Genomic DNA, 24336 nt, shown 5'->3' with positions numbered 1-24336 from the left:
AGCGAGCGGTTCCCCCCGTCCGCCCCGACGTTTATCATATCCCCACCCGGCTACCGGCGTATGAGCTACGAACTCGTCTTGTCGACCGGTGACCACGACTCGCTGGACTCGCTTGCTGCCCGTGCCCAACACGCCGAACGGCTTGGATTCGAGCGCGTTTCGGCCGGTGAAACCACCGGCTGGGACATGGTGTCGGCGTTCACCGTCGTCGGCGAGCGAACCGAGGACATCGGCGTGTCGACGGACGTGCTCTCGCCGTACGGGCGCGCCCCGACCGTGCTCGCTCAGACCGCGTTGACGATGCACGACGCGACGGACGGGCGCTTCCGACTCGGGCTGGGCACGTCCTCGCCGGCCATCGCGGAGGGGTGGCACGGGGGGAAGTTCGACCGCCCGCTCCGGCGACTGCGGGAGTGTATCGACATCATCCGGGAGGTGTACGAGGGCGGTAGCGTCGAGTACGACGGGGAGTGTTACGACGTCGGCGGGCTGCGGTACAGCCGTCCCGTGCCGGAAGACCCGCCGGCAATCGACGTGGCCGCGCTCGGCCCGAAGGCGACCGAACTCGTCGGGCGCTTCGCCGACGGCTGGGTGCCACAGCTGTTCACGGCCGACGGGCTTCGAGACCGGCTGGGCGACCTCGAACGCGGGGCCGACCTCGGCGGGCGCACCGTCGATGACGTGCGGGTGACGCCGCTGGTGCGAACGGTCGCGAGCGAGGACCGCGAGCAGGCGCGCGCGAGTGCCCGGTCGGCGGTCGCGTTCCTCATCGGCGCGTACGGTCCCTTCTACGGCGACTCGGTCGCGAAACAGGGGTATCCGGACGTCGTCGCCGAGATTCGCGAGGCGTGGGAGTCGGACCGCGACACGGACGCGATGGCCGCGGCGCTCCCCGACGAACTGCTCGATTCGCTTGCGGCCGCCGGCACCCCGCGGGAGGTGCGCGAGCGGCTCTCGACGTTCCGCGATATCGACGGCGTCGACGCCGTCAGGGTCGGCTTCGCGAGCGGGCTTGACGACGACGCGAAGGAGGCGACGATGGCGGCCGTCGAGCCGCTGTTGTGACGGGCCGGCGGCGACCGGACGCTTGCCGGCGATACACGCGAGTGTATGTAAGTATATATACCAGAGACTGCAATTCACTCACAGATGAACGCGAAGGGGGAATCGGCGGGACCGACAGTTCTCGTGGTCGCCGACACTGCTTCGCGCGTGGCGGCGGAACTCTCCCGGCGGGCCCCCGCGCTGTCGGCTATCCCGCTCGACGCTTCACCCGACGCCACCGACGTTCTCGACCGGCTTTCCGACGTTGACTGTCTCGTCGTCGACCCGGCGGCGACCGACTTCGACACCGTCGAGGTGGTCCGCGAGTACGACTCGCTGTTACCCGTCCTGTTGTTCACCGCCCGCGACCCCGCGACGTTCGCCGAGGCGGCCATCCGCGCCGACGTGACCGACTACGTCTCGGCGACGGCCGAGGACGCCTACGACCGACTGCTCGACCGCATCGAGCGTCGCGTGACCCGGTACGACCGCGAGACCGTCGACCGCGTGTCGACCCGGATGCAACCGCTCGCCGCCTTCACCAGCGACCTCCACGCCTGTACCGACGAACTGGAGGCCATCGAGATGGCGGCAGACGCCGCGACGCAGATTCTGGCGTTCGACCGGTGTTCCTTCGGTATCGAGCGCGACGGGATGCTCCGGGTCGTCGAGGAGCGCGGCGACGAACACGGCGAGGCCGACGTGCTTCCCAGCGACGAGGGTATCGCCGGGCTCTCGTACCAGTCGGGCGAGGCGCTGCTCATCGACGACGTGGCCGCGTACCCGCACGTCGAGAGCGACAACGAGGTCGCACTCCTCAGCGTCCCCATCGGCGAACACGGCATCTTCCAAGCGGTCGGTGACGGCGTCGGCGTCTTCACGACCGAGGACTACGAGGCGGCCGTTCTGCTGTGTGACCACCTCGCCGAGACGCTCTCGCGTATCGAACGCGAGGACGAAATCGCCGAACAGGAGCGGTTTTTCCGGGAGGTGCTCAACTCCATCCCCGACCCGGTGTACATCCTCGATGCGTCGTTCCGGTTCGATACGGTCAACGACGCGCTCGTCGAGGCGGTCCCGTACGACCGCGACCAGCTCGAAGCGATGTCCGCCACCGGGATACCCAACGAGACCATCGAGGCCGACTTCACGACCCAACTGCAGGAGATCCTCGACTCGGGCGGCTCCTTCCGCGGGGAAATCGAGGTGAACAACGACGGGGAGTGTACTCCCTACCAGCTGAACACGCGCCGTATCGTCCACGACGGTGAGCCGATGCTGCTTGGCGTGGCCCGCGACATCTCCGAGCGGAAGGCCCGCGAGGAGGAGCTTCGCCGGCAAAACGAGCGACTCGACGAGTTCGCGTCGGTCGTGAGCCACGACCTCCGGACGCCGCTCAACGTCGCCAGCGGTCGCATCGAACTCGCCCGCGAGACGGAGGACCTCTCGCATCTCGGGGCCGCCGAGGACGCGCTCGACCGGATGACGACGCTCATCCAGGACGCCCTGACGCTCGCGCGCGACGGCCGCACCGTCGAGTCGCCGTCGCCCGTCGAGCTGACGCCGCTGGTCGAGACCGCGTGGCACGGCGTGCTCGCCGGCGACGCCACGCTGTCGCTCCCCGACGAGTCGCTGACGGTGTTGGCCGACAAGCCGCGGCTCCAGCGGTGTCTCGAGAACGTGCTCCGCAACGCCGTCGACCACGCCGACGACCCCCACATCGACGTGCGCGCGACCGTCACCGGCGACACCGCGACGCTGTCCATCTGTGACGACGGTCCCGGCATCCCGGCCGACGAGCGCGAGGACGTGCTCCAGTCGGGCTACACCACCAGCAGCGAGGGGTCGGGACTCGGACTCGGTATCGTCGCCCGCATCGCTGAGGCGCACGGCTGGGGTGTCTCGCTGTCCGAGAGCGAGGCCGGCGGCCTCTGCGTCGAACTGTCGGGGATGGCCCTCGCCGACTGAGCGAAACGCACACCTCGCTCGGCCGTGAACTCCCGGTATGGAACGCATCACGACGACCGACGAGGTGCCCGAACAGGGGTCGTTCCTCTTTACCGTCACCGAGTCCGACGGCCGCGAGGAGGAGGTCATCCTCATCCGCGACAGCGAAGAGGAGATCGCGGCGTGGAAGAACTTCTGTCAACACGAAATCGACCAGCGGCTCGACCGCGGCAACGGTGCAGCCACCCGCGACGGCGGCGTCATCTGTCCGAAACACGGCTCCATCTTCGACGGGTCGACCGGCTACTGCGACAACGGGAAAGCCGCCGGTTCGACACTCGCCGAGGTCGCCATCACGGTCAACCGGGATGACGTGTATCTCACCGACGACGACCTCACGTTCGAACACGTCGGCGGCATCAGCGACGACGACATGCCCGGGTCGAGTTCGCATCTCGGCTTCTGAGTTCGACAAACGCCGTAGATACATTTAGTAGCTGTCGTCATCAGCCGCCGGTATGGATTCGGTCCGAGGGCTGTCCTCGCGGACGGCGAAGCTGGTGTATCTGTACCTGAGCGAGCGCGGCGCGGCGACGGCCGACGAGCTGTCGGCCGCCCTCGACGAACAACTGCTCCGGCTGTTGCCGGCGTGTCGCCGGCTGGTCGAGGCGGAACTGGTCGAACAGCGCGGCGACCGGTACACCGCCGTCTGAGGCGAGCGCTTTTGTCGGTCTCGCGCACACCTCGCGTATGCGCGCTGGCGTCCTCCGCGAGTACGGCGAACCGCTCGACGTGACGACGCGGCCCGACCCGACGCCCGACGCCGACGGGGCCGTCGTCGCAGTCGAGGCCTGCGGTATCTGTCGGTCCGACTGGCACGCCTGGCAGGGCCACGGCGAGTGGGCCGACGACCAGGCCCCTCTCGATTACGTGCTCGGCCACGAGCCGGCCGGTCGGGTTATCGAGACCGGTCCCGACGTGACCGGCTTCTCGGTCGGTGACCGCGTCGTCGTTCCGTTCAGCCTCGGCTGTGGCGCGTGTCCCCACTGCTACGCCGGTCACGGAAACACCTGTCCCGACGGGTCGGCGCTCGGCTTCGAGCGGCCGGTCCCCGGCGCGTTCGCCGAGCGGGTGGCCGTCCCGAACGCCTCGTACAACCTCCAGCCGATTCCCGACGGCGTCTCCTTTCGGGACGTGGCCGCCGTCGGCTGTCGGTACATGACGGCCTTCCACACCCTCGCACACCGGGCCGACATCTCCGGTGGCGACTGGGTCGCGGTCCACGGCTGTGGCGGCGTCGGGCTGTCGGCCGTCCAGATTGCCGACGCGCTCGGCGCGCGAGCGATTGCCGTCGACGTCGACGCCGATGCGCTCGCCCGCGCCGAGCGTGCGGGCGCGGTCGCGACCGTCGAGGCCGACCCGGTCGACGCGATTCGGGATATCACCGACGGCGGGGCCGACGTGAGCGTCGACGCGCTCGGGCGCGCGGAGACGGCGCGAAACTCCGTCCGGTGTCTCCGCGAGCGCGGCACCCACGCACAGGTCGGGCTGACGACCGAGGCGGAGAAGGGCGCGGTGTCGCTGCCGACCGACTGGATGACCCGGTGGGAGATTGATTGGCTCGGCGCGCGCGGAATGCCCCCGACCAGGTTCGGCGAACTGCTCTCGATGGTCGAGAGCGGCCACCTCGACCCCGGGTCGCTCGTCGGGAGGGAGGTGTCGCTCGACTCGGTGTCGGAGCGACTCGCCGCGATGTCGACGTACGACACCGACGGCATCGAGGTGTTGACGTTCTAACGCCGGGGGAGCCGCAGGCGGACGCGGTTGCCACCGAGGTCGCTCTCCTCGAAGCTGAGCGTCCCGCCGAACGTCTCCGCCGCCCACCGGACGAGCCACAGCCCCAGCCCGCGGCCGTGGCGGACGGGGGTGATATCGGCGTCCTCGCCGACGACGGCGCGCTCGATTTCCGGAATCATCGGTCCGTCGTCCTCGACGGTGATGTCGGCCCAGCCGTCGGCGCCAGCAACGCGGGCGGTCAGTTTGACCGTCGGCTCCGGGTCGGGGTTGTGTCTGACGGCGTTGTCCGCGAGGCTGTCGAGCGCGCGCCGGAGGTAGTCGTTCGCGTAGACGACGAGCTCGTCGGGGAGGTCGGTCTCGACGGTCGCGGTCGGGGCGTTCGTGCGCGTCTCGCTCGCCACCTGCCGGACGAGCGGGACGGCGTCGATACCCGCCGCCTCTACCTCCGGCTCGTCGAGCATCCGCTGGATGTCCGCGCTCTCTTCGGCCAGCGTCTCCAGTTCGCGGGCCGCTCGCTCGACCGTCGCGGCCGCTTCGCTCCGTTCCGCGGTCGGCTCGCCGTCCGCAAGCAGCCGCGCGGTGTTGCCCGCGATGACGTTGGCTCGGTTGCGGAGGTTGTGTCTGAGGATGCGGTTCATCACCTGAATCCGGCGCTCGCTCCGCGTCACGTCCGTCAGGTCCGTGTAGACGGCGAACCCGTCCAGCCGCCCCGTCTCGTCGGCGTAGGGTATCCCGCGATAGAGAAACTCCCGCAGCCCCGTCGCCGTCTCCCGGCGCACCCGCTGGTAGTTCACCTCGCCCGCCCGAGTCTGTTCGTCGAGCGTCTCGGCTTCGGTCGCCAGCCACTCGGGGACGATCCAGTCGTTGAGCGGTTCGCCGACGATATCGGCCGCCTCGTAGCCGAACTGCTCGGTGAACGCGGCGTTCACCTCCCGGACGATTGGCGTTCCGTCGACGAACTTGAACTCGACGACCGCGTCCTGGATGTGTGAGATGAGATGGTGGTACCGGTCGTCGGTGCCGACGGCCGCCTCGTCACGCGGTGAACCGTCCATTGTCTCCGTATTTCTCCCGCTCGGCGTTAGTCCTTCGGTAGCGACAGTCGAAAAACAGCACGTTCGTCAACTTCGTCGCCGGTGTGACAGATACAAAGAGCTACGGCGCTCGCCGTCTCCCCACCGTGTGTCGTGTCCCTGCTCGCATCGCTGCGCGAGACGCTTCCCGCTCGGGTCGGTATCGACACCCGCGGGCTCGCCGCCGTCCGCATCGCGCTCGGTCTGCTCGTCCTCTGTGACCTCGCGCTCCGGCTCCCCGACATCGCCGCGTTCTACACCGACGCCGGCGTCCTCCCCCGGTCACTGCTGGCTGCGGCGTATCCGACCATCAGCCGCCTGTCGCTGTACACCCTCTCGGGGTCGCTCGCGTGGGCGCTCTTCCTGTTCGGGCTGACGGCGCTCGCGGCGGTCGCGCTCGTCGTCGGCTACCGGAGCCGGCTGGCCGCGTTCGTCCTGTTCGTCCTCCTGCTCTCGCTCCACGCGCGGAATCTGCTCGTCGCCAACGCCGGCAACTGGCTCCTGCGCCGGCTGCTGTTGTGGTGTGCGTTCCTCCCGCTCGGTCGCCGGTGGGCGCTCGACGCCCGGCGCGTCGCCGACGACCGCGGCCGCGCCGTCTCCGTCGCGACCCTCGGCGTCCTCGTGCAGGTGGTCGTCGTCTACGCCGTCAACGCCGTGCTCAAGCTTCGGGGCGACCTCTGGGTCGAGGGGAGCGCCGTCCAGTACATCTATCGAGTGGACTCGCTCACCGTCGGTCTCGGGAACCTCGTCGCGGGGACGCCGCTGCTCTCGGTCGGGAGCCACGCGTGGCTCGCGTTACTCGTCTGTTCACCCCTGCTCGTGCTCGCGCGCGGTCGCGTCCGGACCGCCCTCGTCGCCGCGCTCGCCGGCGGCCACCTGTTCATGTTCGCGACCCTCCGGCTCGGGGTGTTCCCGCTCGTCTCCGTGGCGAGCCTGCTCGTCTTCCTCCCGCCGTCGGTCTGGGACCGCGTCAAGCGACGGACAGAACGGGTGCGCGCACGCCTCCGCGACCGCGCGGCCGCGCTCCCGACGCCCGGCGACTGGCCGACCGTTCCGCACTCAGCGACCCAGGCGCTTGCAGCCGTCGCGCTCGCGTTCGTGCTCGTGTGGTCGCTCGCGAGCGTCGGGTTTCTGACGGTGCCCGCGGCTCCCGTCGACCCCGAGGAGCGGCGGTGGGACATGTTCGCGCCCTACCCGAAGACCGAGGACAACTGGTCGGTTCCGGTCGGAACGACGACCGACGGCCAGCGCGTCGACGCGTTCCGCGGCGGCGAACCACAGTTTGTCGTCGACGACAGCGGGAAAACCTATCCGAACGTCAGTTGGTATCTGTATCTCACCAGCCTCCCCGACGCGCCGACGCTCCGGCCCGGCTTCGCCGACTACCTCTGTGACCGGTGGGACGGGCACCACGACTCACAACTCACGAGTGTCGAATTGATTCACGTCACCCAGGAGATGTATCCCGAGCCGTCGGCTCCCGAGCGGCAGTCGCTCGGGGCGTTCGACTGTTGAGCTACTCCCCGCCGACGGTGATGACCGGGACCGAGGCGGTGCGGACGGTCTGTTCGGCGACGGAGCCAAGCAGGATGCGGTCGACGCCGCGGCGGCCGGTCGTTCCGAGCACGACCGCGTCCATCCCGTTCTCTTCGACGTAGTCGCCGAGTGCGGTCGACGGCTTGCCGTCGACGACTGCGGTGGTTACCTCGACGCCGTCTGGCGCGTCCTCGGCGACGGCATCGACGGTTTCGCGCGCGGCGGCTCGCGCGCCGCTGGTGTCGAGCACGGACCGCACGTCCGGGCCGAGTTCCGCCGTGTCGATGACCGTGACGACGTGGACCGATGCATTCAGTGTTTCTGCGAGGCGAAACGCGTGGCTCGCTGCGCGGTCGGCGGTCGCGCTCCCGTCCGTCGCGACGAGAATCCGCTCGTAGGGGAAGGTGAGCGGGTCGTGGTCACCGCCCCGGAGCGTGAGCACCGGTACGTCCGCCAGCCGGACCACCTTCTCGGTCACGCTGCCGAGCAGTCCGCGGGCGACACCCGTCCGGCCGTGGGTCGCCATCGCGATGCAGTCGTAGTTGAACTCGGTCGCGTACTGGGCGATGGTGTCGGCGGGACTCCCCTGGACCACGTCGGTCGTGTACTCGACGCCGAAGATGTCGAGCACCTCGCCGGCGGCGTCGACCACGTCGCGCCCGGCGGCTTCGAGGGCGTCCACCAGGCCGTCGTCGGTGACGGTGACGCTGTCGCGGGCCGTGTCTGCGACGTGGAGCAGTCGCACCTCGGCGTCGAATCGGAGCGCGACCTCACAGGCGTGTGGCAACAGCGCCATCTCCACGCTCGACTCGTCGACCGGGACGAGTAGCTTCTCGTACATACACAGAGGGGCAACGCGGGAGGGATTAAATCCACCCGGCCGAACAGGGGGTATGCACCAGACCACGCCCGCGCCCGACACGCGCATCTCGGCGGCGTGACCCGAACCTTGCTCGTGGCCGGCACTGCGAGCCACGTCGGGAAGTCCACCGTCGCCGCCGGTCTCTGCCGGCTGTTCGCCGACCGCTACGACGTGGCCCCGTTCAAGGCCCAGAACATGTCGAACAACGCCCGCGCCGTCACCGCGGCCGTCGGCACGGAGCCGTACGGCGAAATCGGCGTCTCCCAGTACGTGCAGGCCCGCGCGGCCCAGACTCCGCCGACGACCGACCACAATCCCGTCCTCCTGAAGCCGCGGGGCGACGGCGAGAGCCAACTCGTCGTGAACGGTCGTCCCGTCGCGAACGTCGCCTCGGGGGCGTACTACGACGACTACTGGGAGGCGGCGCGCGAGGCCGCCGTCGCCGCCCACGACCGCCTCGCGCGCGACCACGACCTCGTCGTCGCGGAGGGAGCCGGCTCGATTGCCGAGCCAAATCTGCACCACCGCGACCTCGCCAACGTCGAAACCGCCCGGTTCGGCGACGCCGACATCCTGCTGGTCGCCGACATCGAACGCGGCGGCGTCTTCGCCCACGTCGTCGGGACGCTCGAACTCATGCCAGACGACCTCACCTCTCGGGTAGCCGGCGTCGTCATCACGAAGTTCCGCGGCTCGCGCGACCTCCTCGCCCCCGGTATCGAGGACCTCGAAGTCCGGACCGGGATACCGGTGCTCGGCGTAGTTCCGTACGACGACCCCGGTCTCCCCGAGGAAGACAGCGTCGGCATCCCGGATGCGGCGAACGACTCGGACCCCGACGCCGGCGTCACGGTCGGGGTCGTCCGCCTGCCGCACATCTCGAACGCGACCGACGTGGAGCCGTTGGCCGGCGCGCCCGGCGTGTCGGTCCGGTATCTCGCCCCCGACGCCCCGCTCGACTGCGACACGCTCGTCCTCCCGGGGAGCAAGAACACCGTCGACGACCTCCAAGAGCTACACGCCGCCGGCTTCGGGGACCGACTGGCGGAGTTCGACGGTCCGATTCTCGGCATCTGTGGCGGCTACCAGATGCTCGGCGAGCGACTGCTCGGCGCGGACGTGGAGGGAACCGGGGCGGCGACGACGATTGAGGGGTTCGGCCTGCTTCCGGTCGAGACGACATTCTCGCCCGAAAAACGGGTGACCCAGACGACCGTGACGGTCGAGGGTGCGGGACCACTCGCCGGCGCGACGGGCGAAGCGACCGGCTACGAGATTCACGCCGGCGACACCCGACGGCTGGCCGACGTGGCCGCGCCGCTCGGTCCCGACAGCGCCCGTGTGGGCGACGTGCTCGGCACCTATCTCCACGGGCTGTTCGAGAACGAACCGGTCAGAGCGGCGTTTCTCGACCGCGTGTTCGCCGCCGCGGGCGTCGAGCGACCGCCCGACGATGCCGGTGGGACGAATCCGTACGACGCGGCCGCGCGGCTCGTCGGCGAACACGTCGACACCGGGCCGTTGGAACCGTAATCACCGGTGGCTAGTCGATCAACACGCGGTAGGCGATGTACACGAGCGCGACGACGACGAGGAGATTCACGATGATCAACTCCTGGCCGCCGGGAATCCCGAACTGGAGGGGCGTCATACGCGATGCTCCCCGTGGAGAATGATAGTCCTTCTGGGCCGACGAGTCGGTCTACGCCTCGGTGACGGGAATCGCGACGCCGTCTGCCTCGTCGCCCGACTCGTCTTCGTCGACTTCGCCGCCGTCGGGCAGAACCTTCCGGCCGGGAATCGGGACCGCGAGCGCGCCGGCGATGTAGCCACTCGCCGCACCGAAGCCCGCACCGACGCCGGCTCCGACCGGGCCGGCCCGCGCTCCGAGGCTGGCTCCGACGCTCGCGCCTGCGGATGCCGCACTCTTCGCGGGGTCGAATGATGGAATCATCGCCCGTAGATACGGCGTCGCGACCCAAAGGTGTAGGGGCTACACCTCGTCAGCGAGCACCTTCGCCGCGACGAGAATCGGATCCCAGACGGGCGAGAAGGGCGGTGCGTACGCCAAATCCAGCCGTTCGAGCTCGGCGACGGTGTGGCCGGCGTCGAGCGCGGTCGCGAGGGTGTCGATGCGCTTTGCCGCGCGGTCGGTCCCGACGACGCTCCCCCCGAGGACGCGCCCGGTCCCGCGGTCGGCGGTGAGGGTAACCGTCGTCTCGGCCGCGCCGGGGTAGTAGCCCGAGCGCGACCCCGCCGTAATCGTCTCGGACACCGGCTCGAAGCCGGCGTCGCGCGCCTCGGACTCGGTGACGAAGCCAGCCCGGCCAGCGCCGAGGTCGAACGCCTTCACGACGGCCGTCCCCGCCACGTCACCCACCGGCGTCGGCTCGCCGGCGATGGTCTCCCCGATAGCTCTGCCCGCCCGGTTCGCCGTCAGCCCGAGGGGGACCCACGTCGGCTCCCCGGTGACGGTGTGGCGCGACTCAGCCACGTCGCCGGCGGCGTACACCCCGTCGGTGTCGGTGCGACCGTAGCGGTCCACGGCGACCGCGCCCGTCTCGCCGACTGCGATACCGGCAGCCTCGGCGATATCGGTGTTCGGTGCGATGCCGACTCCGACGACGGCCATGTCGATATCCAGTTGTTCGCCGTCGCCGTACCGAATCGCCGTCACGCCGTCCACATCGGTGTCGAACCCATCGACCTCGGTGCCGGTGTGGACGACGACCCCTTCGGAGTCGAGGGCCGATTCGACGCTCTCGGCGACGGCCGGGCCGAACGGCGGGAGGAGGTCGCCCCGCTGGAACAGATGAACCTCGATACCGTACGCAGAGAACGCCTCGGCCATCTCGACGCCGACGTAGCCCCCGCCGACGATAGCGACCGTCTCGGGCGCGGGACGCTCGGCGTACGGCCGGATGGTGTCGGGGTCCATCGGCCCGAGGGCAGCGTTGTCGGGGGAAAAGTCCGGGTCCACGCGGGCGCGGATGGCCGCTGCGTCCGGCAGCCCGTGGAGGGTGAACACGTCCTCGCCGGTCTCGAACGGCTGGGTCGCGTGGGCACCCGTCCCGAGCAGCAGGTCGCCGTACGCCTGTTCGCGCTCGCCGTCGGGACCGACGACGGTGACGGTCTTCGCCTCGGGGTCGATTGCCGTCACCTCGTGGTCGCGGTGGAGGGCGATGTCGCGTTCCTCGATTTCCTCGGGCGTGAGCGAGATGAGGTCGGTCAGCTCCTCGACCTCGCCTTTGACGTAGTAGGGCGTCCCGCAGTGGGCGTACGACACCCACGCGCCTTTCTCGAAGACGACGACCTCGCGGTCGGGGTCTTCGCGCTTGCACTTGCTCGCGGCACTCAGGCCGGCGGCGTCTCCACCGACGACGACGAACGGGTCCATACGGACTGCTCGCAGGGCGCGGGCAAAAGCGTGTGCGCGGTCAGTCGTCTGCGGGCGCGGCGTCGGGCCGGTACTGCTCGCTGACGCGCTTCCAGATACCCGACCGGAACCGGTAGTAGTTCAGGAGCGCCGGAATCGTCGTCTCGGCGACGAAGGCCAGATACAGCCCCCACATCCCGAGCGAGGTGACGCCGCCGACGTACGCCAGCGGAATCGAACAACAGAACATGCCGAGGAACTGCGCGGCGAAGGGCCACCGGGTGTCGCCGCTGGCGTCGAGGGGACCGGCCGCGCCGCCCGAGACTCCCTGCATGATGACGGCGACACAGGCCGCGTACACCAGCGAGACAGCGATGGGGATGGCGGGGTCGGTCGGCGAGTCGGCGAAGAAGCCGACAATCTGGCGGGCGAAGACCGCGACGATGACCGCCGAGACGAGATAGACGCCGACGGCGTGGCGGATGATTTCACGCCCGTACGCCTCGGCTTCCGTCTCGTCGTTCGCGCCCAGCGACCGCCCGACGAGCGAGGAGGACGCCAGCCCGAACCCCCACCCCGGCGTGTTCATGATGCCCCAGATGCGGCGCGCGATGACGAACGCCGCGGCCACCTCGACGCCGAAGTAGCTGTCGAGGATGATGAACATCGGGAACTCGGCGACCGTCCAGACGAGCGAGCGGCCGAAGACGGGCGTCCCGATGTCGATCACGTCGCGCACCGTCTCGCGGATGAGATACGGGCCGCGCGCGTCGACGGGAACGGGGAAGGAGCCGACGCCCGGCACCCGGCCGTGAAGGAGGATAATCGCGAACACGAGGGTGCCGGCTGCGTTCGAGAGCACGGTTCCCAGTCCCGCGCCCGCCGCGCCGAGGCCGAACCCGAAGATGAACAGCGCGTTCAGCCCGATGTTGGCGATGGCCGCGCCGCCGCGCACGAGCATCGGCGTTCGGGCGTCGTCCACGCCGATGAAGACGCGCGACCCGACCAGATTCAGGGCGGCGAAGGGGACGCCGAAGGCGACGACGCGCAGATACTCGCTGCCGTACTGGACGGCGGCGGCGTTGTCGCTGACGAGTCGGATGAGCGGTTCGGCCTGCGTCGCGAGCACGGCCATCACCGGGAGCGTGACGAGCAGGGCGACGGCCGCGGACGACCGGACGGCCTGTGCGAGTCCGTCGTTGTCGGCGTCGGAGCCGAACCGCTGTGAGACGAGCGCGATTGCGCCGGCGGCGGCTCCGCCGCCGAATGCGAACGCCAACCCCCAGTAGGGGCCGGCGAAGCCGACGCCCGCGACGCCGGTCGAGCCGAGCACGGTCCCGACCATCGCCACGTCGACCGCGTTCTTCGACATCCGGGCGATGCCGGTGACGACGCGGGGCCACGCGAGGTCGGTCGTCTGGCGGACGCGGCGCTCGTCGGCGAGTCCGAGCCGCGCGAGCGCGAGACCGACCACGAGGACGACACCGCGAACCGGATTCGGAAGCCGTGAAGCGACGCCGCTGGCGACGGCCCGCAGCGACGCGAGGACCGAGAGAAACACCCGTGTGGCGAGCGAAACCGCTCGCCGTGGCGCGGAACTGCTGATACACTGACTAACTGGTCAGTCGGTTATGAACGTTGTCGTTCCCCGACAGATGTAGTCGTGGTAGCGTCCGACACACCGCCGACCGCGACCGCCGGCGGGCAGTCACACGCCAGCGCGGCAGCGACTCGTCGGAGGTCGCGACTCGCCGTCGGCGCGTCGACGCGCGCCGCGAACTGTTCGAAGGCGCGCCGGGTCGCCCGTGGTCCGTCGACCGCGACACCGCCGGCCAGTCGGTCGAACTCGCGCGCGAGCGCGTCGTGTTCCCCCGTCGCCGCCCGCCCGACAGCGTCCGAGAGGGTCGCCCCCGCCCGAAGGTTGGCTGTGACCGCATCGAGAAATTGCTCACACTCGCCGGTCTGTCTCCGTCGCGTCCGGGGTCGGGTTCGCGTCCGAAGTGTCCTCGCCATCGCCTCGACGAATCGCCCGACGCGTCCTCGCTCTCGCGTCACGTCGAGCGCGTCGAGTCGCGCCGGAAGCGTCTGCTCGGGACCACACAGCGCCCGACAGCAGTCGGCGAACGCGGGCGACCCGGTCGTGCGCGCGGTCGCTTCGAGCGCCGACTCTGTGCCCTCCAGTTCGGCGCGATGCCGGAGCGACGCGAACGCCTCTGCCGTCGGTCCCTCCTCGGCGCTCGCGACCGCCTCGAGCAGTCGGGACCGGTCGGTCGTGCCCGCGACACAGCGTCGGAGCGTCGCCGACGCGCGGGGCAGTGCACGCTCCAACCGTCTGGCTCGCCGCCACCGCGCGAGCCGAAGTCGCGCGAAGCCGGCCCGGACGAGGAGCAGCCGTACGCCGGCTACGGTCGCGACACCGACGAGCAGCCCCGAGAGCACGCCCCCACGAATCGCTCCCGCGACCGTTCCGACGGCGAGCGCGGCGAGCCACGCACCGGCGTACAGGCGGACGACGTATCTCTCGATGCTCTCCCCGCGACTGCGTCGCGCGCGTCTCCAGTCGCTCGCGTGACGGGCGAACAGCGCGTGTGCGACCCGCCGCGGATACGCCTGCTGCGCGAGCGCGCGAACCGAACCCATACCCGCTCCCACGGCTCCCTGCGTTTAAATCTTCCAGACGAGCGAGAAACAAACCACAATCGCCCGGACACTCAAGCCGCCGGGACACCTTCCTCCGGTATGAGCGAGCAGTCCGTGCTGTTGTACGACGGGAGTCGGCCGCTGTTTCGACGGCTCGCGCGCGCCGTCGAGCGCCGCGCCGACGGATTAGCGCTGGTCCCGCTCGAAAGCGAGACGGGCACGGCCTTCTTAGACCGGCAGTTCGGCGAGCGACCGTTCGCTTTCCTGCTCGTCGAGGGCGACCGCGTCTACGCCGGCGGGACGGCCATCTCGAAGCTGCTCGAACGCTACGGCGCGGGCGAGCGGCTCACCGTCCTCGCCGAGCGACTCTACGACGTGGGCGGCGACTCCTTCGGCCGTGTCGTCCACGGCTCGAAGCCGGCGGATATCGACGGCCAGTTTACTCTCGACGAGGACGCGGCGACCGTGCTCCGGGGCGCTGGCGGCGTCACGATCGACGTGCACGACGCTACCTGATGCCGCTTGCCGTCGCCATCGCCTCCCCAATCGACGTGCGGTCGATTGGAATGACCGACTGGATATCCGCCTCGTCGCTCACCGTCACCGGGTAGCGCATGCTCTCGATGAGCGGGCGCGCCATGTTGTAATCCACGTCCGTCACCATCCGGAGCCAGTGGGCCGACAGCTCCGGACTCATCACCGGCACCGGGATGAGGATGATGTGTTTTTCCTTCAGTGCGGCGAGCAGCCGCAGCATCGACTCGTAGGTGTGGACCGTCGGCCCGCCGATTTCGTAGGTCTCTTCTCGCGTCGCCGGCACGTCGAGGACGCCCACCAGATACTGTATCGCGTCGTCGATGTAGATGGGCTGACACGGCGTCTGGACCCACTCGGGGACGATCATCACCGGGAGTCGGTCGGTCAAATCGTCGATGATGCGGAAGCTCGAACTCCCCGAACCGATGATGATGGCCGCCCGGAGCACCGTCAAATCGTAACTGCCGGCCGCGAGCAGCCCCTCCACCTCGCGTCTGGAGTCGAGGTGCGCCGACTGCTTCTCGCCGCTGGTGATGCCGCTGAGATAGACGACGCGGTCAACGTCGCCGGCGTCGGCCTGTCGTCTGAACCGCTTGGCGTACCGGCGGTCTCGCTCCACGAAATCCGACGCCGACAGCGAGTGGAGCAGGTAGTAGGCCACGTCGATGCCCTCACACAGGCCGTCGAGCGTCGACGGCTCGGCGAAGTCTGCCTCGCGTGGCTCGACGCCCTCGGGGAACTCACGGCTCGCCGCCGACCGCGAGCAGGCCACCACCTCGTGGCCCGCGTCGGCCAGCGCTTCGACGAGTCGCGACCCCACGAATCCGGTTGCCCCGACGACGAGTGCGCGCATGGGGGAGAGAGGTACCGTCGTCACATATCGGTTTGGGTGAGAATGACACACTAGTCGCCGGTGCGCGCGACCACATGCTCTCGTGTCGCCGACTGGACCCGGAAGTTCAAGCCGGGGCGGAGACCAGAGTGGGGCATGCCATTCCACCCCACCGACGCACAGACGGCACTCCGAACCGAGGCCCGCGAGTTCGCGGCCGAGCAAATCGTCCCCGTCGCGGACGAACTCGACCGCGAGGCCCGGTATCCCGCGGACATCATGGCGGCCCTCGGGGACCGCCGGTGGACGGGGCTGACCCTCCCCGAGTCCGTCGGCGGCCTCGGCCGCGGCTACGTCGCGCTCGCGCTCGTGACCGAGGAGCTGGCGGCGGCGTCGATGCCGGTCGCCTCGGCGCTGAATCTCCATCTCGGCGTCGCACAACTCATCGCAGAACACGGGACGCCGGCCCAGCGCGACCGCTGGCTCGACTCGATGGCGACCTTCGAGACGGTCGCCGCGCTCGGATTGAGCGAGGATAACGCCGGCAGCGACAAGTCGGGCATCGAGACGACGGCAGAGCGCGACGGGGAGGGGTGGCGGCTCACCGGCCACAAGCGGTGGGTGTCGAACTTCCACGAGGCCGACCTCGTGTGTACGTACGCGCGCACCGGCGACGAGCCGTTCCCGGGCGGTATCACCGCCTTCCTCGTCGACACCGAGGCGTTCACCCTCGACCGCGAGTGGGACACCCTCGGCGCGCGCCCGGTCCCGGCCTGTCGGGTCACGCTCGACGACGCCGTCGTCTCGGACGACCGACGACTCGGCGCGGTCGGGGAGGGGTATCGCCACCGGAGCACCGTCGCCAACGGCGTGAACGTCCCCGCACGCGGTGTCGGTATCGCCCGCGCCGCCCGCGACGCCGCGGCGGCACACACGACCGACCGCGAGCAGGGCGGGACACCGCTCGCCGACCGACAGGGCGTCCGCTGGGAGCTGGCGTCGCTCACCCGGCGGGTCGAGACGGCCAGGGCCGTGACCCTCCGGGCGGCAGACCGCGCCGACCGCGGACTCGACTACGGGCAGGCGATGGCGACGGCGAAACTGGAGGCGACCGAGGCGGCCGTCGACAACGCCAACGACGCGCTCCAGCTCCACGGCGGCATCGGCTACACCCGCGAGCGCTCCGTCGAGCGGTATCTCCGGGACGCCAAGCTGTTAACGATCGCCGGCGGGCCGAACGCCGGCCACCGGGACGCGCTCGGCGCGGCCGTCGTCGAGGAACACCGCTAAGCCGGTCGCGGCGCTTGCTCGGGTGTGCACTGGAAGCTGTTCGCGACGGTCGCGGATGCGGCCGGCGAGCGCGAACTCACGCTCGACCTCGGGGACGAGGCGACCGTTCGCGACGCGCTGGACGCGTTATTCGAGCGCCACCCCGAACTCAGCGATGTGGTGTTGGACGACGAAGGGGACCTCCGCGAGCATATGACGCTGCTGTGCGGGGAGACGAATCCGTTTCTCGACGGTCGGGGATTCGATGAGCCGGTCGGCGAGGACGAGACGCTGGCGCTGTTCCCACCCGTTTCGGGGGGTTAACGACCGGTCAGGTCGGCTTCGAGGACGAAGTCGGGGTCGTCGGAGATGCCGGCCCGCGCGAGCGAGGCGTCGCTGACGTGTCGGACGGTCTCGGGGATGGCGACGCGGGTCGAGTCGACACCGTGGTCTGCGGCGTCGCGGGCGATGGCTGCGACCAGCGACCGGAGCGCCGGCACGTCGTCCCACGCGCCGATACCGTACTCGGCGTAGGAACCGTCGCTACCCTCGCCTACGCGAGTCCGGTAGGCCATCGCGCGGGTGCCGTTGCCGTCGCCGACGGCGAAGACGCGGGTCTCGGCGGCAGCACGGTGGAGTCGCTCGCGGGTCAGCTCCGCCATCGCGTACGTCTCGTCGATGTCGAGGGCCAGCCCGCGAAGCTCTTTGTTCGCGTCGCTGCGCTTGAAACACGACCACGCGGCGTCGGGGTCGTTGTACACGTCGAGGGTCGGTTCGACCTCGTAGCTCGGTTCGGGCTGCATCCAGCGGAACTCCGCCGCCGGCTCGAAGCCGGCCGCCCGCGAGATGCCGAGTCCACCCTGGTTCCACGAGAACACCATGTTGCGACAGACGGTCGCGCCCTGCTCGCGACACCAGTCGAAACACGCCTCCGTCAGCGTGGAGCCGATGCCGTCGCCGCGGTAGTCGGGGTTGACGCGCATCCCCTGTGCCCACCCCTCGTGGGGCGAGAGCATGACGGCCTGACAGATGCCCGCGAGGTCGTCGCCGTCCTCCGGGTCGACGACGAACGTCTCCGCGGCCTCGTTGTCGAGCCAGTCGTGGTAGACGCGGGGGATGTAGTCGCTACCCTCGCGGTCGGGCCACGTGTTCTCGGTGAACGCGACGACGGCGTCGTGGTCGTCGTGAGTCGCCGGCCGGACGGTCATGCCTGCCATGGTGTCGAGCGGTCGGTCGCCTCGCCGGCGAGGTCGGTTCCCATCGCCGCGGCGGGGTCGTCGTGGTTCTCGAGCGCCCACATCAGCTTCACGTACGCCGTCTCGGGGAGGGTGTCCTCGGCCTCGACGACGCCGGCGTCGAGCAGGTCACGCCCCGTATCGTAGACGCGGTCACAGACCCGCCCCTCGATGCAGGCGGAACTCATCGCGACGACCGTGCCGTCGTCGACGAACTCCGCGAGCGTCGGAATCAGGTCGGTGTGGACGTGGCCCAGTCCCGTGCCCTCGATGACGATGCCGTCCGCGCCCGAGAGCGATTCGAGTCGCGCGGGGTCCATCCCCGGGTGGAACTTCAGCAGTTCCACGTCCTCGTTCAGCGCCGGCGCGAGCGCGAGGTCACGCTCGCCGCGGGCGACGTAGTCGCCGCGGAACTCGACCGCGTCCTCGGGGGTCTCGCCGGTCGCGGTGTCGTAGTCCACGGTGCCGAGCGCGGGTGCGCCGACGGTCTCGAAGGCGTCACGCCGGGAGGTGTGGCCCTTCCGGACGCGGGTGCCGCGGTGGAGCGCACACTCGTCGTCCGATTCGCTGGCGTGCATACAGACGAGCACCTCGGCGCAGTCGGCCTTGGCCGCCTCGACCGCACAGACGGCGTTCATCACGTTGTCAGAGGAGGGGCGGTCGGCGGAGCGCTGGCTCCCGGTGAAGACGACCGGCACCGGGGTATCGAGCATCAGGGCGAGCGCGCTGGCGGTGTACTGCATCGTGTCGGTGCCGTGCATCACGACGACGCCGTCGGCACCGTTCGCGATTTCCTCGTGGACCGCGTCGGCGAGCTCCTGCCAGATGCTCGCGTCCATGTTCTCCGAGAGGATGTTGGCGACGACGCGCCCGCGGTAGTTCGCCCGACCCGCGAGGTCCGGCACGGCACGGAGCACGTCCTCGGCGTCGAACTGCGCGGTGACGGCCCCCGTTCGGTAGTCGACGGTGGAGGCGATGGTGCCGCCCGTCGAGACGAGCGCGACCGTCGGGAGGTCCTCGTCGAAGGCGACGGTCGAGTCGCCCGTTTCGGATTCGCCGACGGTGTGGACGTTCTCCTCCAGCACCTCGACGCTCGCCTGCTCGCGGTCGAGCCCGACGTTGTAGCCGCCGTCGAGTTTGACGACGAGTTCCTCGTCCGTGGTGGACGGTAACAGTACACCTTCGTGTGTCACCGCGTCGCGTTCGACCCGCACGCGGTCGCCTACGTTCATACGCTCGCTACCTCCGCCTCCGTCTTCAATTACCCCCATTCGGGCGAAACACCGTTACTGTTGGACGCCGAAGCCGGGGTATGTCACGAAGCGGCGAGACGCTCCTCGAACGCGAACAGGAGTCCGAGCCGGAGTCGACGACGGAGGAGTCGCCCGGGCGGCTCGCGCGCGTGAAACGCCGGGTCACCCCGTCGATGACCGGCCGGTCGCTCCTGCTCGCCGTCGTCGTCACCGTCGCCGCCTCCGCGCTCGTCGGGACGGTCCCGCTCGTGCCGGGGTCGGTCGCGACGCTCGTCGGGCTCGGACTCGCCGGCTTCCTCCTCGGTCTCGTCCGGTCGGCGGCGTCGTATCTGGAGATGGCGATCGCCGGCGGCGCGGCCGCGGCGCTGTCGCTCGTCTCGAATCTCCTCCTGTTCTCGGCGGCCGGCAACGCCGGACTCGCCGTCGCGGGCGGCGGTGTCGTCGCCGGTATCATCTCCGGCGTCGTCGGCCACTACTTCGGTCGCGACCTGCGCGACGGGCTCACTCGCTCGCTGTGAGCCGCCACTCCTCGCCGACCTGTTCGAGCAGCCCTTCGCTTTCCAGTTGTGCAAGCCCGTCTGCCGTCACCGTCGGACTCGCGTCCACGCGGCGGGCGACTGCACTCGTCGTCCGTGCGCCGTTCGCCACCGCCGCCAGCAGTTCCGCGTAGAACCGACCGTCGCGCTCACCGAACGCCGCAGACAGCGAGTCCATCACGTCGGTCAAGCGCCCCTGTACCCAGCGTTGGGCCATCGACAGCTCGTTTTCAAGCGTCTCCAGCCGCGCCAACTCCGCCGTGAGGTCCGACAGCGACTCGTCCGCGTCCGGGTCCACGTCGTCGCCACCCGGATTCTCGCCGTCGGCCGCATCGCCGTCGACCGGCTCCACCGTCGGGGTGTCGTCGTCCGGTTCGTCCACCTCCTCCGGCTCGATGTGGAGCGAGAGATACCGACACCGGGTCATGTCCAGCGAGCGGGAGGCCGGGTACGCGGATTTGGTGCCGAACTCGTAGGGGGAGACGTTCACCTCTAGTCGGAGGTTCCGGGCGATAGAGAAGTACTTGCGGCGTTGCTCGTCCACCCGGGACTCGACGAGCCCGGCGTCCTCCAGCTTGCGCAGGTGGTCGATGACGGCCTTGGGACTGACGCCGAGATACTCCGATATCTCAGTCACGTAACAGGGGCGGCGCGCGAGCAGCCGAAGGATACGCCGCCGGTTCTCGTTCCCCAGCAGATCGAGGAGTACGGCGGAGTCCATTCACCTGACGTTAGCCACGGGAGGATAAAACGACACCGGCGGGCGTGACAGACGCACGCAAGGCTTATGTGTGTTATTGACTACCACACTACCGAACGATGTTCGAACGATTCTCCAGCGGCTACTACCTCGGCCGGCTCTACGTGGAGCCGACCGACGGGCCACACGCGACCATCAGCCAACGGACCTACGAGTCCGTCACCGAGGACCTCTACGGCGAGCAACAGCCGCTCGTCGTGAAGCTCGGACAGACGCACCTCGCCGTCCGCGGGGAGGCGGGCGTGCCGGCGCGGACACTCAGCGTGCCGGCGACCGGGCTCGACGCCGCGGGCATCGACAACCCACCGACGCTGTCGGCCGTCCTGCTGGCGAAAGCCGACGTTGCCTCGCGGTATCTCCCGGCGGCGACGGTGCGGTCGGGGACATAGCTGTTCGGGACCGTTAAGTGCGTCTCGCGGCAAGAGCGGCTGTGTCAGAACTGAGGCGGGCGGTCGCCTTCGCGGTCGTCGGCGTGCTCGCGCTGGCCGCCCCCGAACTCGACCCCAGACAGACGGCGACGGCTGCCGTGCTCGCGGCGTCGCCGTTGCTCTTCGTCGCCGGCTACGCACTCCTGTTAGGTGAGGACGGTCCGTTCTTCGAGCTGTTCGCTCGCTCGGAGGAGTTCGAATCCGGCCAGCTGTTCGGACTCGGCTCCTTCGCGCTCGCGGCCGCCGCCATCGTCGCCTTCGCCGTCGGCACCCCGCTTTCCGTCGTCGCCGCCGTCACCGCCATCTTCACGCTCACCGGCGGGCGGGTCGGCGCGGCGGTCGCCATCGACCGCGGCCGAGGCGCGTTCGCCTCGATGCTCGGCTTCCTCGCCGCCGCGCTCGCGTGGGGAGCCGTCGGCGCGGTCGCCGCTAGCTTCCTCGCCGAGGGAACGGCATTCGGCGCGTTCGCCCCGACGCAGGTCGGCTTCCTCGCCGCCGCTGCCGCCGTCACCGCCGCGCTCTTGCGCGATATGTTCGGCGGCCACGACGCCCCGCTCATCCTCGTGTCCGTCGCCATCGTCGTCTGGCTGTGTGCCGACCTCGAGCCGACGGTCCCGCTCGTCCGCTTCCTCGTCGGCGTCGCCGCGACCACGCTCCTCGGCTACGTCGCCTACGGGCTCGGAACGGCGAGCATCGCCGGAATGCTGACGGGGGTTCTGCTCGCGCTGTTTGCCGTCGTGCTCGGCGGCTACGGCTGGTTCGCGCTGCTCGTCACCTTCTTCGGACTCGGCGCGCTCGCCTCGAAGTATCGCTACGACGCCAAGGCGGACCGCGGTATCGCGGAGGCCAACGACGGTGCCCGCGGCAGCGGGAACGTCCTCGCGAACTCCGCCGTCGCGCTGGCTGCCGTCGTCGGCTACGCCGCCACGATGGGGATCGACGCGACGCTCGCGGCCGCGTTCCGGCTCGCCTTCGCCGGCTCCGTCGCCACCGCGCTCGCGGACACCTTCTCCTCGGAGTTCGGCGGGCTGTTCGACAACCCCCGACTGATTACGACGCTCGGCCGGGTGGAACCCGGCACCGACGGCGCGGTCACGTGGCAGGGTGAGCTGTTCGGCCTGCTCGGGGCGAGTCTCATCGCCGGGCTCGCGGCGCTCGGCTTCGGGCTCGACGCCCCGACGACGGGACTGGTCGTGCTCGGCGGTATCGTCGGCATGACGACCGACAGCCTGCTCGGTGCGACCCTCGAAGGCGGTCGGGTCGGCAACCAGACGGTGAACTTCCTCGCCACCCTCTCGGGTGGCGTCACCGCCGGCGTTCTCTTCGTCCTGCTGTGATTCGGCCGGCTCGCCCGGCGGAGAAGCCCGCCGTGCGCGCACTCCAGTCGCTGCTCGACCACCGTGCCCCGGCCTTACTCGAAGCCGCCTTCGACGCCGGTGCCGGCGACGTACTCGTCGCCACGAACGAGGGAGCGGTCGTCGGCTACGCCCTTGCCGTCCCCGGCGACGAGGCCGTCTACCTCGCGGAGCTGGCGGTCGCGCCCGGCGTCAGACGCGAGGGGTACGGTCGCCGGCTGGTCGCGTCGCTGTCGGAGAACTACGACGGATTCGACCAGCTTCGGGTGACGGTCGCCGCCGACGACGACGGGGCCCGCGCCTTCTACACGGCGTGTGGCTTCTGGGAGTTAGACCGCATCGAGAACAGATTCGACGGCGAGGACGGCCTCCTACTGCTCCGCCGGCTGTCGTAGCTCGTCTGCCGTCCGGACGCGGACGTTCGCCGGCTGTTTCACGAACTCGCCGGTCGTCGCGGCGACGATGCCCGCGACGCCGCGCTGGGCCGCCACGTCGAGCAGCCGCTGGCTCGCCTCCCCGTCGAGGACGACCGTCTCCGGCACCGGCTCGGCGTCGCGCACGAGCCTGAAGGCGTCGGCCGCCTCTCCTTCTTCGAGTACGTCGAAATCGGCGTCGAGGAGCCGCACCAGCCCGGTGTCGCCGTCGATGACGGCGTCGACGTGGCCCCCGAGCGTGCGGGGCGTCTGCTGGTCTGGCGATTCGTCCGACTCCTCGTCGGTCTCGCCGTCAGTCGATTTCTCGCTCGCCTCGCTCGCCTCGTCGTCGTCGGCCGAGGCCGCTACTGATTCCGTGTCCTCGCCGGTCTCATCGTCGGACTCGTCGTCGGTCACCGACTGGAAGCCGCGGTCGGGGTCGGTCGACGCGCCGTCGCTCCGCTTGGGCGCGATGGTCGCCTCGTCGGCGACGGCCTCGGGGTCGTCCGCGACGGTGACGGAGCCGTCCTCGTCGGTGTCGGCCACCATCTCGTAGGGGGCCTTCTCGCGGAGCGCGGCCATCACGGCCGACCGCGAGAGGTCCTCGACGGACTCACCGGAGGGCGCGAACGCGACGAAGTCGATGTTGCCGACCTGTGCGAGCTCCTTCAGGATGAGTTCGCCCCCGCGGTCCCCGTCGAGGAAGGTGGTGACGGTGCGCTCTTTGGTGAGTCTCGCAATCGGGTCGGGGACGTTCGTCCCCTCGACGGCGATGGCGTTCTTGATGCCGTAGGTGAGCAGCTGGAGCACGTCGGCTCGCCCCTCGACGACGATGATGGCGTCCGAGTCGGGTACGCGCGGCCCGGCGGGATACCCCTCGTACTCGGTCACGTCCTCGACGCGCAGCGCCTGTCGCACCTCGGCGACCAGCTCCTCGCTGGAGAGGATGGAGCCGTCGAACGACTCCTGGAGGAGCCCCTTCGCGCGGTCGACGACCTCGCGGCGCTTTGCGGCGCGCACGTCCTCGATGGTCTCCACGTCGATGGTGGAGCGACACGGGCCGACCCGGTCGATAGTTTCGAGCGCCGCCGCGAGGATGGCGGTCTTGACCTTGTCCAGTGAGGTCGCGATGGTGATTTCGCCGAACGACTGTCCGTGTGCGGAGTCGATATCCACGTCGATGCGCCCGACCTTCGAGGAGTCCTGCAGGTCGCGCAAGTCGAGGTCGTCGCCGAGCAACCCCTCGGTCTGGCCGAAGATGGCACCGACCACGTCGGAGCGCTCGACCACCCCGTCTGCGGTGATGTCGGCGTGGATGAGATATTTGGCTGTGTCTTGCATTGATGAACTGCCCCTCGCGGGGCGAATGATGGTGAATCGTTGCGAGAGACCGCAACACGAAGGATACGCGTGTCGTGGGGAAAACCCTGCCGGCCTGGGCCG

Annotated in this window: 25 protein-coding genes; 14 read left to right on the top strand and 11 right to left on the bottom strand. The window is 69.8% G+C overall.

Annotated elements, in window-relative coordinates:
- Positions 1-60 precede the first annotated feature (60 nt).
- From DM818_RS04430 to DM818_RS04410, 5 genes are all read left to right on the top strand, one after another.
- Positions 61-1065, top strand: a complete 1005-nt coding sequence (locus tag DM818_RS04430; protein WP_153952364.1) for a TIGR04024 family LLM class F420-dependent oxidoreductase — start codon at positions 61-63, stop codon at positions 1063-1065.
- An 84-nt stretch (positions 1066-1149) separates the two neighbouring features.
- A complete protein-coding gene (locus DM818_RS04425; RefSeq protein WP_153952363.1) occupies positions 1150-3012 on the top strand; it encodes an ATP-binding protein in 1863 nt (620 codons plus the stop codon).
- Between the two features lie 37 nt (positions 3013-3049).
- On the top strand, positions 3050-3457 hold the full coding sequence (locus tag DM818_RS04420) for a Rieske (2Fe-2S) protein (RefSeq protein WP_075937927.1): 408 nt from the start codon (positions 3050-3052) through the stop codon (positions 3455-3457).
- A 52-nt stretch (positions 3458-3509) separates the two neighbouring features.
- Positions 3510-3704, top strand: a complete 195-nt coding sequence (locus DM818_RS04415; protein ID WP_075937928.1) for a hypothetical protein — start codon at positions 3510-3512, stop codon at positions 3702-3704.
- Between the two features lie 37 nt (positions 3705-3741).
- Positions 3742-4788 carry a zinc-dependent alcohol dehydrogenase family protein gene (locus tag DM818_RS04410; protein ID WP_075937929.1) on the top strand — a complete coding sequence of 349 codons (1047 nt, stop codon included), beginning with the start codon at positions 3742-3744 and terminating at the stop codon, positions 4786-4788.
- Here the strand turns inward: DM818_RS04410 and DM818_RS04405 are convergent.
- The gene (locus tag DM818_RS04405) at positions 4785-5843 is read right to left on the bottom strand and encodes a PAS domain-containing sensor histidine kinase (protein WP_153952362.1); all 1059 of its coding nucleotides are present in this window, start codon (positions 5841-5843) and stop codon (positions 4785-4787) included. The two genes, DM818_RS04410 and DM818_RS04405, sit on opposite strands and share 4 nt — an antisense overlap.
- A 132-nt stretch (positions 5844-5975) precedes the next feature.
- Between DM818_RS04405 and DM818_RS04400 the strand changes: the two genes are divergently transcribed.
- Entirely contained in the window at positions 5976-7376 is a 1401-nt protein-coding gene (locus DM818_RS04400; protein WP_172977284.1) for an HTTM domain-containing protein, read from the top strand.
- 1 nt (position 7377) lies between these two features.
- Here DM818_RS04400 and DM818_RS04395 read toward each other — a convergent pair whose 3' ends face one another.
- On the bottom strand, positions 7378-8238 hold the full coding sequence (locus tag DM818_RS04395; RefSeq protein ID WP_153952360.1) for a universal stress protein: 861 nt from the start codon (positions 8236-8238) through the stop codon (positions 7378-7380).
- 96 nt (positions 8239-8334) lie between these two features.
- Here DM818_RS04395 and DM818_RS04390 point away from each other — a divergent pair, with 96 nt between their 5' ends.
- The gene (locus DM818_RS04390) at positions 8335-9792 is read left to right on the top strand and encodes a cobyric acid synthase (protein WP_153952359.1); all 1458 of its coding nucleotides are present in this window, start codon (positions 8335-8337) and stop codon (positions 9790-9792) included.
- Positions 9793-9961: 169 nt separating this feature from the next.
- Here DM818_RS04390 and DM818_RS04385 read toward each other — a convergent pair whose 3' ends face one another.
- From DM818_RS04385 to DM818_RS04370, 4 genes are all read right to left on the bottom strand, one after another.
- Complete coding sequence (locus DM818_RS04385) at positions 9962-10213, bottom strand: hypothetical protein (protein ID WP_075937933.1); 252 nt, start codon at positions 10211-10213, stop codon at positions 9962-9964.
- Between the two features lie 39 nt (positions 10214-10252).
- Positions 10253-11656 carry an FAD-dependent oxidoreductase gene (locus DM818_RS04380; RefSeq protein WP_153952358.1) on the bottom strand — a complete coding sequence of 468 codons (1404 nt, stop codon included), beginning with the start codon at positions 11654-11656 and terminating at the stop codon, positions 10253-10255.
- Between the two features lie 40 nt (positions 11657-11696).
- Positions 11697-13196, bottom strand: coding sequence for an MATE family efflux transporter (locus tag DM818_RS04375; RefSeq protein ID WP_123123758.1), 1500 nt, complete (start codon positions 13194-13196; stop codon positions 11697-11699).
- Positions 13197-13264: 68 nt separating this feature from the next.
- A complete protein-coding gene (locus DM818_RS04370) occupies positions 13265-14275 on the bottom strand; it encodes a type II secretion system F family protein (protein ID WP_153952357.1) in 1011 nt (336 codons plus the stop codon).
- A 99-nt stretch (positions 14276-14374) separates the two neighbouring features.
- Here DM818_RS04370 and DM818_RS04365 point away from each other — a divergent pair, with 99 nt between their 5' ends.
- Complete coding sequence (locus DM818_RS04365; protein ID WP_075937935.1) at positions 14375-14791, top strand: hypothetical protein; 417 nt, start codon at positions 14375-14377, stop codon at positions 14789-14791.
- On the opposite strand, the gene DM818_RS04360 is transcribed toward DM818_RS04365, so the two are convergent.
- Positions 14784-15665, bottom strand: coding sequence for an NAD(P)H-binding protein (locus tag DM818_RS04360; RefSeq protein ID WP_123123760.1), 882 nt, complete (start codon positions 15663-15665; stop codon positions 14784-14786). The two genes, DM818_RS04365 and DM818_RS04360, sit on opposite strands and share 8 nt — an antisense overlap.
- Before the next feature lie 135 nt (positions 15666-15800).
- Here DM818_RS04360 and DM818_RS04355 point away from each other — a divergent pair, with 135 nt between their 5' ends.
- Positions 15801-16934 (top strand): acyl-CoA dehydrogenase family protein, encoded by a 1134-nt coding sequence (locus DM818_RS04355; protein ID WP_153952356.1) that lies wholly within the window; start codon positions 15801-15803, stop codon positions 16932-16934.
- A gap of 24 nt (positions 16935-16958) precedes the next feature.
- Positions 16959-17237 carry a ubiquitin-like small modifier protein 1 gene (locus tag DM818_RS04350; RefSeq protein ID WP_153952355.1) on the top strand — a complete coding sequence of 93 codons (279 nt, stop codon included), beginning with the start codon at positions 16959-16961 and terminating at the stop codon, positions 17235-17237.
- Here the strand turns inward: DM818_RS04350 and DM818_RS04345 are convergent.
- Together DM818_RS04345 and gatD are read right to left on the bottom strand one after the other, a co-directional pair.
- Positions 17234-18130: a GNAT family N-acetyltransferase gene (locus DM818_RS04345; RefSeq protein ID WP_233571924.1), complete on the bottom strand. Its 897-nt coding sequence runs from the start codon at positions 18128-18130 to the stop codon at positions 17234-17236. The two genes, DM818_RS04350 and DM818_RS04345, sit on opposite strands and share 4 nt — an antisense overlap.
- Positions 18118-19380 carry a Glu-tRNA(Gln) amidotransferase subunit GatD gene (gatD, locus tag DM818_RS04340; RefSeq protein WP_123123763.1) on the bottom strand — a complete coding sequence of 421 codons (1263 nt, stop codon included), beginning with the start codon at positions 19378-19380 and terminating at the stop codon, positions 18118-18120. The genes DM818_RS04345 and gatD overlap by 13 nt, the downstream gene beginning before the upstream one ends.
- Positions 19381-19460: 80 nt before the next feature.
- Here gatD and DM818_RS04335 point away from each other — a divergent pair, with 80 nt between their 5' ends.
- Complete coding sequence (locus DM818_RS04335) at positions 19461-19919, top strand: hypothetical protein (protein WP_075937941.1); 459 nt, start codon at positions 19461-19463, stop codon at positions 19917-19919.
- Here DM818_RS04335 and DM818_RS04330 read toward each other — a convergent pair.
- A complete protein-coding gene (locus DM818_RS04330) occupies positions 19903-20658 on the bottom strand; it encodes an ArsR/SmtB family transcription factor (protein WP_075937942.1) in 756 nt (251 codons plus the stop codon). The two genes, DM818_RS04335 and DM818_RS04330, sit on opposite strands and share 17 nt — an antisense overlap.
- Before the next feature lie 98 nt (positions 20659-20756).
- Here DM818_RS04330 and DM818_RS04325 point away from each other — a divergent pair, with 98 nt between their 5' ends.
- The 3 genes from DM818_RS04325 to DM818_RS04315 are packed head-to-tail and all read left to right on the top strand — an operon-like array spanning position 20757 to position 22875.
- On the top strand, positions 20757-21086 hold the full coding sequence (locus DM818_RS04325) for a DUF5802 family protein (RefSeq protein WP_075937943.1): 330 nt from the start codon (positions 20757-20759) through the stop codon (positions 21084-21086).
- Between the two features lie 41 nt (positions 21087-21127).
- The gene (locus tag DM818_RS04320; protein WP_079988928.1) at positions 21128-22462 is read left to right on the top strand and encodes a DUF92 domain-containing protein; all 1335 of its coding nucleotides are present in this window, start codon (positions 21128-21130) and stop codon (positions 22460-22462) included.
- Entirely contained in the window at positions 22459-22875 is a 417-nt protein-coding gene (locus DM818_RS04315) for a GNAT family N-acetyltransferase (RefSeq protein WP_123123764.1), read from the top strand. The genes DM818_RS04320 and DM818_RS04315 overlap by 4 nt, the downstream gene beginning before the upstream one ends.
- Here the strand turns inward: DM818_RS04315 and dnaG are convergent.
- Positions 22852-24234, bottom strand: coding sequence for a DNA primase DnaG (gene dnaG, locus DM818_RS04310; RefSeq protein ID WP_123123765.1), 1383 nt, complete (start codon positions 24232-24234; stop codon positions 22852-22854). The two genes, DM818_RS04315 and dnaG, sit on opposite strands and share 24 nt — an antisense overlap.
- Positions 24235-24336: the final 102 nt, after the last annotated feature.

The sequence above is a fragment of the Halosegnis longus genome (assembly GCF_009663395.1).
Lineage (GTDB): Archaea > Halobacteriota > Halobacteria > Halobacteriales > Haloarculaceae > Halosegnis > Halosegnis longus.
This window is presented reverse-complemented; position numbering and strand designations above follow the sequence as displayed.